This is a genomic window from Pseudosulfitobacter pseudonitzschiae (assembly GCF_002222635.1).
Taxonomy (GTDB): domain Bacteria; phylum Pseudomonadota; class Alphaproteobacteria; order Rhodobacterales; family Rhodobacteraceae; genus Pseudosulfitobacter; species Pseudosulfitobacter pseudonitzschiae_A.
Genome location: NZ_CP022415.1, coordinates 299217 through 315112 on the forward strand (window position 1 = coordinate 299217; position 15896 = coordinate 315112).

The window sequence follows — 15896 nt, forward strand, 5'->3', positions numbered from 1 at the left end:
TGCGTGCGTGCGCTGTACTTTTCTAGGAAAAGTTCAGGTCGACACGTCCGAAGGGGCCAAAATCCGCCTCAATCCGCGTGCCTGCGGGGCATTCGACGGGCCGGATAAAGCTGCCTGACAGGATCACCTGGCCGGCATCGATCTTTTGCCCGTATTGCGCCATGCGCCGCGCCAGCCAGACCACGCTTTCGACCGGATCGTTCAGCACGCCGGCACCAAGGCCGGTTTCCTCGACCGTGCCGTTGACGGTGACAATCGCCCCGACCCAGCGCAAATTGCAGTCAGTCGCGTGCCGTTCCGCACCCAGCACGACGCCCGCATTGGCGGCATTGTCCGCGATGGTGTCGAACACCTTGCGTGCGGCACCGGTTGCCGGATCGGCGCGCAGAATACGGGTGTCGAGGATTTCCAGCGCCGGGGCGACATAGTCGGTTGCCGCCAGAACATCGGCGCGGGTCACCTCGGCCCCGCCCAAGGGCGTTTTCATGACAAAGGCAATCTCGGCCTCGATGCGCGGCTGGATGAACCTCCCCGCAGGGATTGTATCGCCGGTGTCAAAGCGCATTGCGCTGGTCAGAACACCGCTGTCGGGAATGTCGATGTTCAGCGCCTGCTGCATGGCGCGGCTGGTCAGGCCGATTTTCCAGCCAATGATGTCCTGACCCTGTGCCAGCTTGCCCGCGACCACCTGTTTCTGGATCGCATAGGCGTCGTCCATCGTGATGTCGGGATAGGCAATAGAGAGCAGACCCGCCTGCTGGCCGGTGCTTTCGGCGTGCAGCAGGGCGGCGGCGGCGGATTGATGCTGTGCGGGTGTCATTCGTCGGCCACCGTGCAGGACAGCGTGCCGATGCCATCGGCAGCAACTGTTACCGTGTCGCCCGGTGTCAGGAAACGCGGCGGATCGAACCGTGCGCCTGCGCCCGTGGGCGTGCCTGTCACGATAATATCGCCCGACACCAGTGTGGTGAAAGTCGAAATATAGGCGATCTGGCGACGGATCGGGAACAGCATCCGGCTGGTGCGGTCTTGCTGGCGCAACTCGTCGTTCACGCGACAGCTAAGTTCGATGTCGTCCAGTTGTGCGGGCGAGGTGAAGGGCACCAGATGCGGGCCCATCGCGCCGGAATTGTCCCAGTTCTTGCCTTGGGTCACGTTGAATTTGGCGTGGCGCACCCAGTCGCGCAGGGTGCCTTCGTTGCACAGGGTCAGGGCGGCGATGTGATCGTATGCGTCTTCCTCGGCGATACGGCGGCCCCCTTTGCCGATTACGATGGCAATCTCGCCCTCGTAATCCAGTTGCGGCGTTTCCGGCGGACGGATCACGGTGCCGTTGTGTCCGGTAAAGCTGCGCGCGAAACGCGGGAACAGCGACATATTGGGCGGTGCCTCTTGGCCATCTTTATACTCGGCGTTGCGGTCGGGAAAGTTGACGCCGACGCAGATGATCTTTTCGGGGTCGGGCACCGGAATGTCATAGGTGAAATCGGTGTGGCTGACCTGTAAATTCTGGGCCTTCAGCGCAAGCTGGTGCAGCGCATCGGCGGCGATCACGTCGCGCAGTGTGGCCCAGTCGGGAAAGAACGGGCTGAGGGCGATCATTCCCGCGCCGGTGTCCACGCCGTAAAACTGCTGGCCTTGGGCCGTGTAGGTGGCAAAATTCATCAGCGTCTCGCAATCTCGGTTATGGTGTCAAAGGCGGTGTCAAAGTCGCGTTCTTCGCAGTCGAATTGCCCTGCGGTGAAGCGGATGACCTTGACCCCGTCCACAAGGGTCTGTGTCAGGTAGATGCGTCCGTCGGTGTTGATCGCCTCGACCAGCGCTTGGGTGTCTTCGTCGCTGGCACCGGCCGGTTTAAAGGTCCACAGCGACAGGATCGGATCAGTGACGATCTGAAACTCGGGCAGGGCGCGCAGGCGTTCGCACAGGGCTTGGGACCATGTCACATGGTTGCGGATACGGCTGCGCAGTCCTTCCATGCCATAGCTGCGCATCAGGAACCACAGTTTCAGCGCGCGAAAGCGGCGACCCAGCGGGATCGACCATTCGGAATAGTCGATGATGTCGCCTTGGGCGTGGGTTTTCAGATACTCGGGCCGGATTGCCAGCGTCTGACGCAACACGTCGGGGTCGCGCAGGAAATGGGCGGCGCAATCGAACTGCGCGCCCAGCCATTTGTGCGGGTTGAACACGATGCTGTCGAAACGCTCGGCCCCTTGCCATAGCGGGCGAAATTCGGGGCAGATCATCGCGGTGCCTGCCCATGCGGCGTCGAGATGGGTAAAGAGGTTCTCGGCCTTGGCGATGTTGGCCACGGCGTCCAGATCATCGCAGGCCCCCATGCCGGTGGCACCTGTGGCGGCGATGATACCCGCAGGGACAAAGCCCGCCGCGCGGTCGCGGGTGATCGCATCTTGCAGCGCAATAGGGTCCAGCCCACGCAGATCGCCGGTGCTGCGGATTTTCACCAGATTGTCCTGACCAATGCCCGCAACCCAGATCGCGCGGTCGATCGAGGTATGGACCTGATCCGAACAATAGATGCGCAGAACAGGCTGGCCCGACAGGCCCTGCACATTGCCCTGCCAGTTCAGCGCCCGTTCGCGCATGGTCAGCACGGCCGCCAGCGTGGCGCTGCTGGCGCTGTCCTGAATGACGCCCTGATAGCCGTCGGGCAGGCCCAGCCCCTGACGCAGCCAGTCCAGCATTCTGGTTTCCATCTCGGTTGCCGCAGGCGAGGTTTGCCACAGCATACATTGGGGTGCGATGATCGAGGCGACAAATTCCGCCAGCACCGATGCAGGGGCGGCGTTCGAGTTGAAGTAGGCAAAGAAACGCGGGTGCTGCCAGTGGGTTATTCCGGGCATCACGACCTTCTCGAAGTCGGCCATGATGTTGGCCATGTCGGTACCGTCCTCGGGGGGGCTGTCGGGCAGTTGTGACGACACATCGCCGGGCGCGGTTTGCGCGCGGACCGGACGGTCTCGTATTGTTTTATGATAATCCGCGCCCCAGTCGGCGACGTCTTTGGCGTGGGTGGCGAAATCATCCCAGTTCATGTCTTGGCGTCCTGTCTGTGCTATGGTGCGATGATCGGCTGCGCCTTCAGCGCAGGCTCGGCGATATCCACGCCGTCGAAGGCCGACCCGTGTTCGAACCAGCTTCGCGGTGCGGGCGCGCCCCAAAGGGTCTGGCGCGAGGGGTCTTTGAGATCCCAGTGGATCGGTTCGTGATCGGGGTCGATGGTTTGATAGTCCGAGCAGTAAATTTCGATCCGGTGACCGTCGGGGTCAAGGATATAAAGGAAAAAGGCGTTGGAAATGCCGTGCCGCCCGGGGCCGCGTTCGATGTTGTCGCGCCAACCGGTGGTGGACATCAGGTCAAGCAGATCAATGATGTTCAGCGGTGTCGGCACCCAAAAGGCGGTGTGGTGCAGGCGCGGTCCAAAGCCGTTGGTAAAGGCGATATCATGCACGCCGCCCTTGCGGTGCATCCATGCGGCCCAGACCTTTTGTGTCTCGGCGTCTTCGGTGTATTCGGTCGTGCGAAAACCCATCTGGTTGTAGAACGCCACTGCCCCGTCCACGTCGGACGAAAACAGGTTGAAGTGGTCGATGCGCAGCGGTTTGACACCGCGATACAGCGCGTATTTCTGCGCGATGTTGGGCAGGCGGTCCATTTTTGCGTAGAACTCCAGCGGCACGCCCCAGGGGTCTTGGGTTTGCAGCACGCGGCCCATGAACGGGCGTTCGATCCATGTCGTGGGCAGGCCCTGATCCTTGAACCACACCGCAGCCTTGTCCAGACCCTGTTCGTCAAACAGTTTGAACCCCAAACGGTGTACATGGGCCGCATCCGACTGGCGCAGGATGATGCAATGATGTCCGCGCTCTTCCATCGCGCGCAACATCAGCAGGCCGTCTTCTTCGTGGCTGACCTGAAGGCCCAGCGTATCGACCCAAAAGGCACGGCTGCGGACTAGGTCGGTGACGGTATATTCGACATGGCTAAGCCGCAGGATGTTGAACGGCGGATAAAGAACCGGTGCGGGGACGGGCATGGTATGCTCCTGTTGTGCGGTGCGCTTGCGGCGCGGAAAAGAGGGGCGGGGCGGTCAGACCCCGAGGCGCGGGATTTTGTGGTGGCCTGTGGCAAAGCCTACGTGTTTGGTTTCCATGTAGAAATCGAACGACCAGTCGCCGCCGTCACGCCCGATGCCTGACGCCTTGACGCCGCCAAAGGGTGTCGGCAGGTGGCGGACGTTTTCCGAGTTGACCCAGATCATCCCCGCCTCGATCGCTTGGGTTGTGCGCATGGCGCGGGTGATGTCATTGGTCCAGACATAGGCGGTCAGGCCGTATTGGGTCTCATTGGCGAGGGCGATTGCCTCGTCCTCGTCTTTGAAACGGATCGAGGTCAGCACGGGGCCAAAGATTTCCTCTTGTGCGACGGTCATGTCGTTGGTGGCATGGGTGAACAGCGTGGGGTTCACATAGTGGCCGGGGCCATCGGGGGCGGTGCCGCCCGCCGCGATGGTGGCGCCGTTCTGGCGGGCGATGTCGAAATAGGACGTCACCTTGTCAAAGTGAACCTTGTGGATCAGCGGGCCGATTTCGGTTTGCGGATCCAGCGGGTGCCCCACCTTGATGTTGTTGACCCGCGCGGCCAGCTTTTCTTCGAAGTTATCTGCGATGCTGTCCTGCACCAGCAACCGCGAGGACGACGTGCAGCGTTCGCCGTTCAGCGAATAGATCATGAAAATCGCGGCATCCAGCGCGCGGTCCTGATCGGCGTCGTCAAAGACGATGACGGGGTTTTTACCACCCAACTCGAAATGGACACGCTTGAGCGTGTCGGCCCCCTGTTTCATAATCATCGAGCCTGTCCTGCTTTCGCCGACAAAGGCGATGGCCTTGATTGCGGGGTGTTCGGTCAGCGCCTTGCCTGCCTCTTCGCCCAGACCGTTGACCAAATTCCATACACCCGGCGGCAAGCCTGCCTCTTCGGCGATCTCCATCAGGATGCGGGCAGTCAGTGGCGAAAATTCGGCGGGTTTGTGGACCACGGTGCAGCCTGCGGCCAGTGCGGGCGCGATTTTCCATGTGGACAGCATGAAGGGTGTGTTCCACGGGGTGATAATGCCCACTGGTCCCAAAGGCGTGCGGGTGGTGACGTTCATCAGTGTCGCCGAGGGCAGCATCTGGCCATCACGCGCAGCGGGTGCGCGGTCGGCGAAAAAGCGGAAGTTGTCAGCGCCGCGCAGAGCCGCCTTGGACATAAAGCGCAGCGCCTGTCCGGTGTCCCAACATTCGCACAGCGCGATTTCTTCAGCCCGCGCGACGATGCCGTCGGCAATGGCGTGCAGGATTTTTTTACGCTCGGTGCCCGCCATGTCCCGCCATGCAGGAAAGGCATCGGCGGCGGCTTTTGCTGCGGCGTCGATGTCGGCGGCACCGCCCCGCGCGACGCGGGCGATGTGGCTTTCGTCGACGGGGCTGTGGGTGTCGAACCATTCACCCGATCGGGCGGGTAGGGATTGCCCATTGATCCGGTTCAGGATGCCGGTGTCGGCAAAACGGTCCAGATGGCGCTGGAGGGTGCTGATATTCCGGTCGAGGTTGGACATGGTGTGATCCTTTACAGATGATCGCGGATGGTGCCGGATTTGGGCGACAGGATTGGGTCGATGTCGCGCATTTCCATCGACAGGGCGATAGAGTGCTGCGCCATGACCGGCGCGAGAAAGGTCGAGGCGGCGTTAAAAATTGCTTGGGTCGCTGCGCGTTTGGCGGCTGTGCTGCGGCCTTTGCGCAGGCGCACCGAGATGTCGATATAGCCGTGCTTGGCGTCGCCATCGGCAATGCTGACGTGGCTGGCGGCAAAGGCCCGCACACGTATGCCCGCCATCGGGAACACGCCTGTTTCGATCGCGGCACGGCGGATGTGATCGCACAGCGCCGATATGTCCACGGTTGCCTCGAGATTGGGCGAGTAGTCGATCATCAGATGTGGCATTGTGACTTTCTGCAGATTTTGCTTAACATCGCAATTATTATCATGTTAAGTAAAAGTCAAACGCTGCGTCAAGGATTCGATTTTCATGCGCCAGACACTTCCCAGCACAGGCCGTTCCCTGCCGATTGCATTGATGCATGCCCGCGAGGCCGTCATGGGCCCGATCCGCGATATGCTGGGCGCGTCCGGCGTGACCGAGCAGCAATGGCGGGTCTTGCGTGTGCTGGAGGAAGCGGGGCCGCTGGATGCCAGTACGCTGGCGCGACGTGCGGCGCTGTTGCAACCGTCGCTGACGCGCATCGTCAAGGGTATGGTCGCCAAGGGGCTGGTGACGCAAGTGCAGGGCGCGCAGGACCGGCGGCGGCAAGAGGTTGCGATTACGCCGGCAGGCTCGGCGCTGATTGCCGCCAATGCCGCCCGCGCTGCCGAGATCGCGGAAAGCTGGCGCGCGCATCTGGGGGGCGACCGTTATGAGGCGCTGCTGGACCTGCTGGGGGATCTGGCCGACCCCGACGCGGCGCAATAGGACGTTAAAGCGCGATCCACGCGGTTTTCAGGTCTTGGTACTTCTCAAGGGCGTGCAGGCTTTTGTCCGACCCGTTGCCGGATTGTTTGTGCCCCGACAGCGGCACGGTCATATCCGCGCCACCATAGGTGTTCACATGCACCACGCCCGACCGGATCGCCGCGATCATCCGGTGCGCGCGCGACAACCCGCCGGTGAACACGCCCGCTGCCAGACCCAGATCGGTGCCATTGGCCAGTGCGATGGCCTCGTCTTCGGTGTCAAAGGCGGTAACCGACAGCACCGGACCGAACACTTCGCGCTGGAACAGGTCGCTTTGGGGGGCCACGCGGGACAGGATCGTGGGCGCCATATAGGTGCCGCCGCTGCCCTGCAAAATCTGTGTTCCGCCGGTGATCAGGCTGGCGCCTTCGGACTGTGCGCGGGTCACTGCCGTCAGGTCGATCTGCAACTGTGCATCCGAGTGGACCGCACCGATGTCCGTATCGACCGACAGCGGATCGCCCACGCGCATTGCTTCGGCGTGGTGTTGGACGGCGGCAACAAAATCGTCGTGGATGCTGCTTTCAACGATCAACCGCGACCCCGCGACACAGACCTGCCCTGCGTTGCGAAAGATGCCGTTTGCGGTGACCTGTGCCGCGCGGTCCAGATCGGGGGTGTCGGCAAAGACCACGTTGGGGCTTTTGCCGCCCAATTCCAGATAGACCCGTTTCATGTTGGATTGCGCAGAATACTCCAGCAAACGACGGCCGGTGCCACCCGATCCGGTAAAGGCCAGCACGGCCACGTCCATCGACAGGGCCAGCGCCGCGCCGACCTCGGGGCCGGTGCCGGTGACCACGTTCAGCGCGCCGTCGGGCAAGCCTGCCTCGTGGGCCAGTGCGCCCAGACGCAACAGTGACAAGGATGCGCTTTCGCCCGGTTTCAGCACAACCGAATTGCCAGCGGCGAGCGCGGGCGCGATTTTCCATGCGCCGATCATCAGCGGAAAGTTCCACGGGACGATGGCGGCAACCACGCCCACGGGTTCGCGGTGGATCAAGCCCAGCGTGCCGGAGGCTGTGGGTGCAATCTCGCCATAGGTTTTGTCGATGGCCTCGGCGTAGTAGCGAAATGTGCCCGCACAGGACATCGCTTCTGCCTTCAGCGCCATGGCGATCTCGGTGCCGTTGTCACGCACTCCCAGAATTGTCAGCGCCAGCGCCTCGGCCTCGATCAGATCGGCCAGTCGCATCAGCACCTTTTTGCGGGCGGAGGGGGGCTGTTTGGCCCATGTGCCTGCCTCGAACGTGCGGCGGGCGGCGGCGACAGCGTGGTCGGCGTCTGCTTGGGTGCCTGCGGCGATGCCGGTCAGCCGTGTGCCGTCGATGGGTGAGAACACATCAAGCAGCTTGCCTGATTGCGCAGGGATATTCTGACCGTCGATCAGGTGAGTCTGGTCGGGGATGATATGCGTGCGCAGAGCGTCGATTGTGGCCTGATCCAAGGGGTGTCCTTTCTGAGTGGTTCATTATTTGAACCAAAGGTTGCAGAAATATATTGCATTGCAGGGCGAGTCGGGTCAACCTTTGTGCAACACGTCCCGCACCGAAGAGAGTGCTGCCACCTATGTCCACGATTGCCAAAGCCCTGCATTTGCTTGATCTGTTCACATCCGCGCGCCCCGCGCTGGGGCTGAGCGACGTGCAGCGGCTGGCGGCACGGGATAAGGCGACGGTACACCGCCATCTGGTCGCCCTGACCGAGGCGGGGTTTCTTGAACAAGATCCTGCAACGCGCGCCTATCGTCTGGGCCATGCCCTGACGCGGCTGGCCGCGATGCGCGCGCAGACGGTGGATGCACGCGATATGGTGTCGTCAGTGGTGGAACAGATTTCGCAACAGGCGGGCGAATTGGTGCATCTGTCGCAATTGCGCGGTTTTGATCTGGTCAGCATCTGCCACGCCGAACAGCATAACCATCCGGTGCGCGTCAGCTTTGACGCGACCAGCCTGCCGCCGCTTTTCAACACTTCTTCGGGCAAGGCCATTCTTGCTTACTCCTCGCAGGCTTTTGTCACGACCGCGATGGAGGACCACCACGCGCAGCGCGGTGCGCTGCTGAATGGACGAGAGGTGCTGCGGGACATCGAAGCGGTGCGCCAGCGGGGTTTTGCCCAGACGCGCGATGTGCTGGAGCAAGGCGTGTCGTCGGTGGCCATTCCGGTGTTCGATGCGCAGGGGCGGGTGACGGGGGCCTGTTCCATCGCCTATCCCACGGCGCGGGGTCACACCCCGCAAGACATCGCCGCGCTGCTGGTTGCGCGCGGCCCCGATCTGACGGCGCGGCTGGGTGGCACAGTGCCATCCGTTGTAGCCGACATCTGGAACAAACGGCACGCGATGCCAGAAAGGCTTGAGCCATGAAGGACAGCAATTTCCTGAAAGAGAACAACGCACGGCATATGTGGCATCCGATGGCACACCCCGCCGACAGCATGGCCAACCCGCCTGCCATTATCACCGGCGGTGAAGGCGTGCATATCGTGGACGTTGACGGCCACCGTACCATCGACGCTGTGGGCGGGCTGTGGAACGTCAATCTGGGGTATTCGTGCAAGGCGGTCAAAGAGGCGGTGACCGCACAAATGGACGCGCTGCCATATTATTCGACCTTTCGGGGCACCAGCAACGACAAGGCCATCGAGTTAAGCTATCTGCTGCAAGATTTTTTTGCGCCCGACGGTCTTACCCGCAGTTTTTTCACCTCGGGCGGGTCCGACAGTGTCGAGGTCGCGCTGAAGCTGGCGCGGCAATACCACCGTATTCGGGGCGAGGGTACGCGGACCAAGTTCATCAGTCTGGAAAAGGGCTATCACGGTACGCATTTTGGAGGCGCGTCGGTCAACGGTAACTCGAAATTCCGCAACAGCTACGAACCGCTTCTGGCGGGTTGCTATCACATTCCGGGGCCGTATCTGTACCGCAATCCCTTTGGTATCACCGAGCCGGAGGCGTTGGCACAGCAATCTGCCGCTATGTTGGAGCGCGAAATCGGGTTTCAGGGCGCCAACACGGTCGCGGCATTTATCATGGAGCCGGTACTGGGCGCAGGGGGTGTGGTGCCACCACACCCGACGTTCATGAAGCTGGTGCGCGAGATTTGCGACAAGCACGGCGTTCTGCTGATCGCAGACGAGGTGATTACCGCTTTTGGCCGGACCGGAGACGAGACAGGCAGCCGCCATTGGGGTGTACAGCCCGATTTCATGTGTACTGCCAAGGCGATCACCAACGGGTATTTTCCCTTTGGTGCGCTGATGATTCATGGCCGCGTGGCCGAAGTGTTCGAAGGCAGCAAGGGCGAAGGATCGGTTGACAGCGGCTATACCTATTCAGGGCATCCGGTGGGGGCCGCCGCCGCCGTGGCTGCGGTCGAGGAAACCATGCGCATCAAGCCTTGGGAAAACGCAGCCACCCTTGGACCCAAGCTGAGGGCCGGTTTGCAAGACCTGGCCCGCCGCCACGACATCGTCGGTGACGTGCGCGGCGAAGGGTTGATGTGCGCCATCGAATTCGTGACCGACCGCAAGACCAAGGCACCGGCGACTGGTGCTGCCCCGCTGGCGTTCCAAAAGGCCGCTTATGAGGATGGGGTGATGGTCCGTGTGTCGGGCAACAACGCGATCTTTTCGCCGCCGCTGGTCATCGACCAAAGCCATGTGGACAAGATCCTGTCGGCCACTGAAACGGGCCTGAACGCCATGGTCGCAGCATGAAGCGACTGAAGCTGGGCCTTTTACAGGTCAATCACGACCGCAGTATCGAGGTGGGGGACGCCTTTCCCGACGACTCTCACCGGTTTCGCGATTTGTTTGACCGGCAGGACCAGCGGTTCGACTACCGCGTCTATATGACTGTCGGCGGCGAGGTGCCACAGGATGTAGACGATCAAGATGGCTATCTGATCACCGGTAGTCCGGAATCGGTTCTGCATGGCATGGCGTTTCTGGGCCCGCTCTATGACTTTATCCGCCGTGCGGATGCGGCACGCAAACCGCTGCTGGGCGTGTGTTTCGGCCATCAGGCGATTGCAGCGGCGCTGGGCGGGACAGTTGAACAATCCGATTGGAACATCGGAGTCGAGACGCATACCTTTCTTGAACATTTCGACTGGATGCAGCCCGCACAAGAGGATCTGAACCTGCACAGCTTTCACCACGACGCGGTGACGGTGCTGCCTGAGGGGTGTCGCCGCATCGCGGAATCTCCGGGCTGTGTCAACGCGGGCTTTGCCAAGGGCGATCATCTTTTCACTACGCAAGCGCACCCCGAATTCACCGACCGCTTTATGGCCGGTGTTCTGGACGCCACCAAACACGTATTGTCGGCCACCGAAGTCGAAGTGGCCGAGGCGCGCGCAGCGATGCCAGCGGATGGCGATGTCTTTGCCGCTTGGGCGACGCGGTTTTTCGGCGGCACGCCATGAAAAACCTCGCCGATCACGACAGCTTTGTGGATGGTGTGCCGCACGATACCTTTGCGCAGATGCGCAAGGATGCGCCCTTGCATTGGACGCCCGGTTTTGTTGGAGCCAAAGGCTTTTGGTCGCTGACCCGCTATGCCGACATCATGGCCGCGCAACGCGTCCCCGAGGTATTTTCGTCAGCCCAAGGCATTCGTATCGAGGATCAAAGCCACGAAGAATACATGGCGCGGCGCACCTTTCAGGAAACCGATCCGCCCGAACACACGATCACCCGCCGCGCGGTGAACCCCGCCTTTGCCAAGCCGGTGGTGACCAAGTTCGAACCGCTGATCCGCGAACTGGCCCGCGACATTGTGGCCAAAGGGCTGCAAGAGCACGAGTTCGACGCGGTGGACAAGATCGCCAAGACGCTGCCAATGCTGATGCTGGGCCGTATTCTGGGCGTGCCCGACGAAGATCTGGACTGGTTGGTGACGCGGGGTGACGCGCTGATTGGCAACACCGACCCCTACTTTACCGACACGGTGATCGACAAGGTGGACACTGAATCCTATCGGATGATGCCGTTCCGGTCGCCTGCGGGTGTCCAGCTGTATGATTACGCCGATGCGGTGCTGCGCGGCGACAAAAAGGTTAGCGAAGATGGCATTCTGAACCGCGTGCGCGGGCAGATCGAAGGCCTGGATTTCAAGAATTTCTTTTGTCTGCTGGTGGCGGCTGGCAATGACACCACGCGCTATTCGATCGCGATGGCGCTACACCTGCTGGCCACGCAGGACGGCCTGCTGCAAGAGCTGCAAAAGGGCACGGACTTTGAAACAGCACCGGACGAATTTATCCGTCTGGCTGCCCCCACCCTGCACTTCCGCCGCACAGCGACACAAGACACAGAGATGCACGGCCAGACCATCCGCGCAGGTGACAAGGTGTTGTTGTGGTTCGTGTCGGCCTGCCGTGATGGTGATGCTTTCGCAGACCCGAACCGCGCAGTGTTGTCGCGCGCACCCAACCGTCACATGGCCTTTGGTCAGGGTGGACCGCACGTGTGTCTGGGCATGTGGCTGGCCAAGCTGGAACTGCGCGCGGTTCTGCAAGAGATCGCAACCCGCGTCAAAACGCTGGAGCCCGTTGCACCGCCCACATGGACAAGGTCCAACTTCATCTGCGGGGTGAAAACTCTGCCAATTCGCGCCCATCTGAAATGAAAGAAGCATCATGACCCATCGCACCCGTGTTCTGTTTGCCGACCTGCTGAACCTGCCGCGTGGCAAATACGTCGCCACTTCGCTGGCGGACGGGGGCAAGGTAGGCTTTGCCCGTGGGCTGTTCGGCGTGACCTTTGATCGTGATCTGATTCCGGTGCCGGGGGCAGGGGTGCTGGAGGGTATTCCCGATGTTGATCTGCATCTGGACGCCGCGCGGCGCAGCAGTTGGCAAGACGGCACTGACATTGCGCTGGGCACGCTGCATGTGCACGGCGAGGTTTTTGGTCTGTGTCCGCGCGGACGTTTGAAACAGGCGGTGGCCGACTGGAAGGCCCAAGGGTTGACGCCCATGATCGGGCTGGAGATGGAAGCTTATGTGTTCGAGCAGGACGAGTCCGGCGCATGGGTGCCCTATGACACGCCGGGGGCCTTTGTGTACGGCACGGGGCCACAGAATGATCCCGCAGGCTTGTTTGACGTGATTTGGGAAGCTGCGCAGCGCGCGGGTCTGCCGCTGGAATCGCTGAATGGTGAATATGACAGTGGCCAGTTCGAGTTGACCTTGTGCTTTGACGATGCGCTGAAGGCCTGTGACGACGCCTTTCTCTTCCGCACGATGGCCCGCGAGATCGCCTTTGATCTTGGCCTGATGCTGACGTTTCTGCCCAAGCCGGTGCCCGAGCGTGGCGGTTCGGGGCTGCATGTGAACTTTAGCCTTGTGGACGAGACAGGCAGCAACGTGATCGCCCCCGATGGGGCGCTGTCAGAGGTGGCAAAGCAGGCGATGGCGGGACTGATTGCCCACCACGAGGCATTGGCGGGTCTGCTGGCAGTGACCACCAACAGCTATGATCGGCTGGGGCCAGCGTCGATGGCCGGATATTGGGCCAACTGGGCCGAGGATCACCGTCTTGTCACCACGCGCTGTTCCACTGCATCGCCCAAATCTGCACGGTTGGAACACCGGATGGCCGATTGCGCTGCCAATCCCTATCTGGCGGTCGCAGCCATACTTCAGGCGGCGCTGCTGGGCATGAAAACCAAACTGGAACTGCAGCCCGCCGAAGATATGGACGGGCTGGAAAATACGCGTGAAACCCGCCACACGCCTGACGATCTGGGGGCAGCACTGGACGCGCTTGAGGCAGACACCGACCTGTGCGCTGCCGTGGGCGAAGACCTGTGCGCCGCGATGATCGTGCTGAAACGAGACGAGATCGCGCGGCTGGAGGGCAAAAGCACGGACGAGGTGCGCGCCTTTTACCTCCCCTTTGTCTGATCCAAGACAGCTTGCGAAGCGCTGGCATTTCGGCGTGACGCAGGTAGTCTGTGGATAAGACATTGAAGGGAATCAAGTTAATGCGTGCAATCGTCTATGATCGCTTTGGCCCCGCAGCCGAAGCCCTGAGCCTGACCGATATGCCCAGCCCCGAACCGGCAGCGGGCGAGGTTCTGGTCGATCTGGCGTTCTCGGGTGTGAACCCTTCGGATGTCAAAGCGCGCGGCGGCACCCGTCCGGGTGTGACCAAACCCGCCTTTGCGCAAATTATTCCGCAAAGCGACGGCGCCGGCACGATTTCGGCGGTGGGTGCGGGGGTTGACCCGGCACGCATCGGCCAGCCTGTGTGGATATGGAACGGCCAATGGCAGCGCGCATTCGGTACTTGTGCCGAACAGATCGCTTTGCCCTCGGATCAGGCTGTGAAACTGCCCGACGGTGTGGACATGCAAACCGGCGCCAGTCTGGGCATACCGGGGCTGACGGCCTGCCATGCGGTCTTTGGCGGCGGCGATATCCGCGGCAAGACGGTGCTGGTACAAGGCGGCGCAGGCACCGTCGGTTTACTGTCGGTGCAACTGGCACGGTGGGGTGGGGCGCACGTGATCGCCACGGCACGCGGAGAAGGGGCAGAGCACGCCCGCGCCGCAGGAGCCGCCGAGGTCGTGGATTTTACCGACGCGGGTCTGGTCGAAAAGGTTCTGGCCGCCAACAACGGCAACCCGGTGGACCGCATCATCGAACCCGAATTCGGCATAAACATCGCCGCAGACATCGCGCTGATAGCCCAGAACGGTACCATCGCGGCTTATGGATCGGCTGCGCAACCCAAGACCGATTTCAACTTTCTTGAACTGATGTTCAAGGCGGCCACGGTCGATGCGATCCTGATCTATCTGCTGCCACTGGTCGAGCGCCATCACATCATCACGCGCCTGCACGACGCGCTGACCGAAGGGGCGCTGACCATTCCGGTGGAACAGGTCTTTGCCCTGTCCGAGACCGCCGCCGCCCACGAAGCGGTGGAAAAAGGCGCGCGTCACGGTGCGATACTGGTCGAGGTGGGCAAGTGAGCGTGCTGCGTCATTTTTTGGGCGCTCTGGCGTTGGCTTTGCTGCTTTGGGCACCTGCCCACGCCCAAACCACCTCACAACCCCAAGGCGCGATCACCGTCGAGGACAGCGCCCAACAAGATGCGGCCATCGCAGTGCGTATCCGCGACATCATGTCCGAGCTGGAGGGGTACAGCAATGTCACGGTTACTGTGTCATCGGGCATCGTAACCCTGCGCGGCACCACCCTTGATGCCGCCACGGCCACGCGTCTGAACGAATTGGTGGGCCGCGTGCAGGGTGTTGTCGCGATCGAGAACGAAGTGACCGAAACCACGGATGTGGTCGAACGGCTGAACCCGGCATACGAACGCTTCAAGGGGCGCTTGTTCCAGCTTGTGGCACTTGTGCCGCTACTGGGTGTGGCGTTGCTGGCCTTTGGCCTCGTGGTGCTGGCGGGGGTACTGCTGGCCCGTGCAAAATACCCGTGGGACCGGATCGCGCCCAATGCGTTTATCGCCGATATCTACCGCCAGATTGTGCGGCTGTTGTTCGTCGTTGCGGGCATCGTGATCGCGTTGGACATCCTGAACGCCACCGCGCTGCTGGGCACCATTCTGGGCGCTGCGGGGATCGTTGGTCTGGCCATCGGTTTTGCCGTTCGCGACACGGTCGAAAATTTCATCGCCTCGGTTATGCTGTCGTTCCGTCAGCCGTTCCGACCCAATGACACGGTCGAGATCGAAGGCGACGTGGGCAAGGTGATCAGCCTGACCAGCCGTGCCACCATCCTGCTGAGCTTTGATGGCAACCATATCCGCATCCCAAACGCTACGGTGTTTAAAAGCCGCATCATCAACTATACGCGCAACACCGAGCGCCGGTTCGTATTCGACGTGGGCGTGGCCCCCGCCACCGATCTTGCAGCCGCCAAGGCGCTGGCGCTGGAAACGGTAAAGGCGCTGCCATTTGTTCTAAGCAGCCCGGCACCGGCGATCTGGATCGAGACCATTGGCGACAGCACCATCGGCATCCGTGTCACCGGTTGGATCGATCAACACGAGACTGGTTTTGCCCTCGCACGGGGCGAAGCGATCCGTCAGGTTCTGATCGCATTCGATTCGGCCTCGATCGAGATGCCCGAGCCGACTTTCCGCGTCGTAACGTCCCCCAGCGCGGCGGGTGCCCCCCCCAAGTCCACGGTTGTCATCCGGGAGATCGAAACCGAGGATGTGCAGTCGAGTCAGAACGAAGCATTGGAGAAGATTGTCGACCAAGAACGTGCCGAGCGCGCGGACAAAGACCTTCTGACACGTGAAGGTGCAGAAGAATGAACAACTCGCGCACG

General features: G+C 61.7%; 15 protein-coding genes. 8 read left to right on the forward strand and 7 right to left on the reverse strand.

Annotation, left to right across the window (positions count from 1 at the left end; genetic code table 11):
* Window positions 1-22: 22 nt before the first annotated feature.
* Genes hpaH through SULPSESMR1_RS01375 form a run of 6 tightly spaced genes read right to left on the reverse strand, consistent with a single transcriptional unit; the run spans window position 23 to window position 6015 of the window.
* Complete coding sequence (gene hpaH / locus SULPSESMR1_RS01350; RefSeq protein WP_089419209.1) at window positions 23-820, reverse strand: 2-oxo-hept-4-ene-1,7-dioate hydratase; 798 nt, start codon at window positions 818-820, stop codon at window positions 23-25.
* On the reverse strand, window positions 817-1665 hold the full coding sequence (locus SULPSESMR1_RS01355) for a fumarylacetoacetate hydrolase family protein (RefSeq protein ID WP_089419210.1): 849 nt from the start codon (window positions 1663-1665) through the stop codon (window positions 817-819). Before SULPSESMR1_RS01355 ends, hpaH begins: the two co-directional genes overlap by 4 nt.
* Entirely contained in the window at window positions 1665-3059 is a 1395-nt protein-coding gene (locus tag SULPSESMR1_RS01360; RefSeq protein WP_089419211.1) for a pyridoxal phosphate-dependent decarboxylase family protein, read from the reverse strand. Before SULPSESMR1_RS01360 ends, SULPSESMR1_RS01355 begins: the two co-directional genes overlap by 1 nt.
* Before the next feature lie 20 nt (window positions 3060-3079).
* Window positions 3080-4060: a 3,4-dihydroxyphenylacetate 2,3-dioxygenase gene (hpaD, locus tag SULPSESMR1_RS01365; RefSeq protein ID WP_089419212.1), complete on the reverse strand. Its 981-nt coding sequence runs from the start codon at window positions 4058-4060 to the stop codon at window positions 3080-3082.
* 54 nt (window positions 4061-4114) lie between these two features.
* A complete protein-coding gene (gene hpaE / locus SULPSESMR1_RS01370; protein WP_089419213.1) occupies window positions 4115-5626 on the reverse strand; it encodes a 5-carboxymethyl-2-hydroxymuconate semialdehyde dehydrogenase in 1512 nt (503 codons plus the stop codon).
* Window positions 5627-5637: 11 nt separating this feature from the next.
* Window positions 5638-6015: a 5-carboxymethyl-2-hydroxymuconate Delta-isomerase gene (locus tag SULPSESMR1_RS01375; RefSeq protein WP_089419214.1), complete on the reverse strand. Its 378-nt coding sequence runs from the start codon at window positions 6013-6015 to the stop codon at window positions 5638-5640.
* A gap of 85 nt (window positions 6016-6100) precedes the next feature.
* Between SULPSESMR1_RS01375 and hpaR the strand changes: the two genes are divergently transcribed.
* The gene (hpaR, locus tag SULPSESMR1_RS01380; RefSeq protein ID WP_089419215.1) at window positions 6101-6541 is read left to right on the forward strand and encodes a homoprotocatechuate degradation operon regulator HpaR; all 441 of its coding nucleotides are present in this window, start codon (window positions 6101-6103) and stop codon (window positions 6539-6541) included.
* A 4-nt stretch (window positions 6542-6545) separates the two neighbouring features.
* Here the strand turns inward: hpaR and SULPSESMR1_RS01385 are convergent, their stop codons facing one another.
* Complete coding sequence (locus SULPSESMR1_RS01385; RefSeq protein WP_089419216.1) at window positions 6546-8030, reverse strand: aldehyde dehydrogenase family protein; 1485 nt, start codon at window positions 8028-8030, stop codon at window positions 6546-6548.
* 122 nt (window positions 8031-8152) lie between these two features.
* On the opposite strand from SULPSESMR1_RS01385, the gene SULPSESMR1_RS01390 reads away from it, so the two are divergent.
* The 7 genes from SULPSESMR1_RS01390 (at window position 8153) to SULPSESMR1_RS01420 (ending at window position 15882) form a co-directional block, all read left to right on the forward strand.
* The gene (locus SULPSESMR1_RS01390) at window positions 8153-8950 is read left to right on the forward strand and encodes an IclR family transcriptional regulator (protein ID WP_089419217.1); all 798 of its coding nucleotides are present in this window, start codon (window positions 8153-8155) and stop codon (window positions 8948-8950) included.
* Window positions 8947-10302: an aminotransferase class III-fold pyridoxal phosphate-dependent enzyme gene (locus tag SULPSESMR1_RS01395; RefSeq protein ID WP_089419218.1), complete on the forward strand. Its 1356-nt coding sequence runs from the start codon at window positions 8947-8949 to the stop codon at window positions 10300-10302. Before SULPSESMR1_RS01390 ends, SULPSESMR1_RS01395 begins: the two co-directional genes overlap by 4 nt.
* Window positions 10299-11012 carry a type 1 glutamine amidotransferase gene (locus tag SULPSESMR1_RS01400; protein WP_089419219.1) on the forward strand — a complete coding sequence of 238 codons (714 nt, stop codon included), beginning with the start codon at window positions 10299-10301 and terminating at the stop codon, window positions 11010-11012. Before SULPSESMR1_RS01395 ends, SULPSESMR1_RS01400 begins: the two co-directional genes overlap by 4 nt.
* Window positions 11009-12217: a cytochrome P450 gene (locus tag SULPSESMR1_RS01405; RefSeq protein ID WP_089419220.1), complete on the forward strand. Its 1209-nt coding sequence runs from the start codon at window positions 11009-11011 to the stop codon at window positions 12215-12217. The genes SULPSESMR1_RS01400 and SULPSESMR1_RS01405 overlap by 4 nt, the downstream gene beginning before the upstream one ends.
* Window positions 12218-12227: 10 nt before the next feature.
* A complete protein-coding gene (locus tag SULPSESMR1_RS01410) occupies window positions 12228-13496 on the forward strand; it encodes a glutamine synthetase family protein (RefSeq protein ID WP_089419221.1) in 1269 nt (422 codons plus the stop codon).
* Window positions 13497-13576: 80 nt separating this feature from the next.
* A complete protein-coding gene (locus tag SULPSESMR1_RS01415; RefSeq protein ID WP_089419222.1) occupies window positions 13577-14569 on the forward strand; it encodes an NADPH:quinone reductase in 993 nt (330 codons plus the stop codon).
* 5 nt (window positions 14570-14574) lie between these two features.
* Window positions 14575-15882, forward strand: a complete 1308-nt coding sequence (locus SULPSESMR1_RS01420) for a mechanosensitive ion channel domain-containing protein (protein ID WP_421086572.1) — start codon at window positions 14575-14577, stop codon at window positions 15880-15882.
* The last annotated feature ends 14 nt before the right edge of the window (window positions 15883-15896 follow it).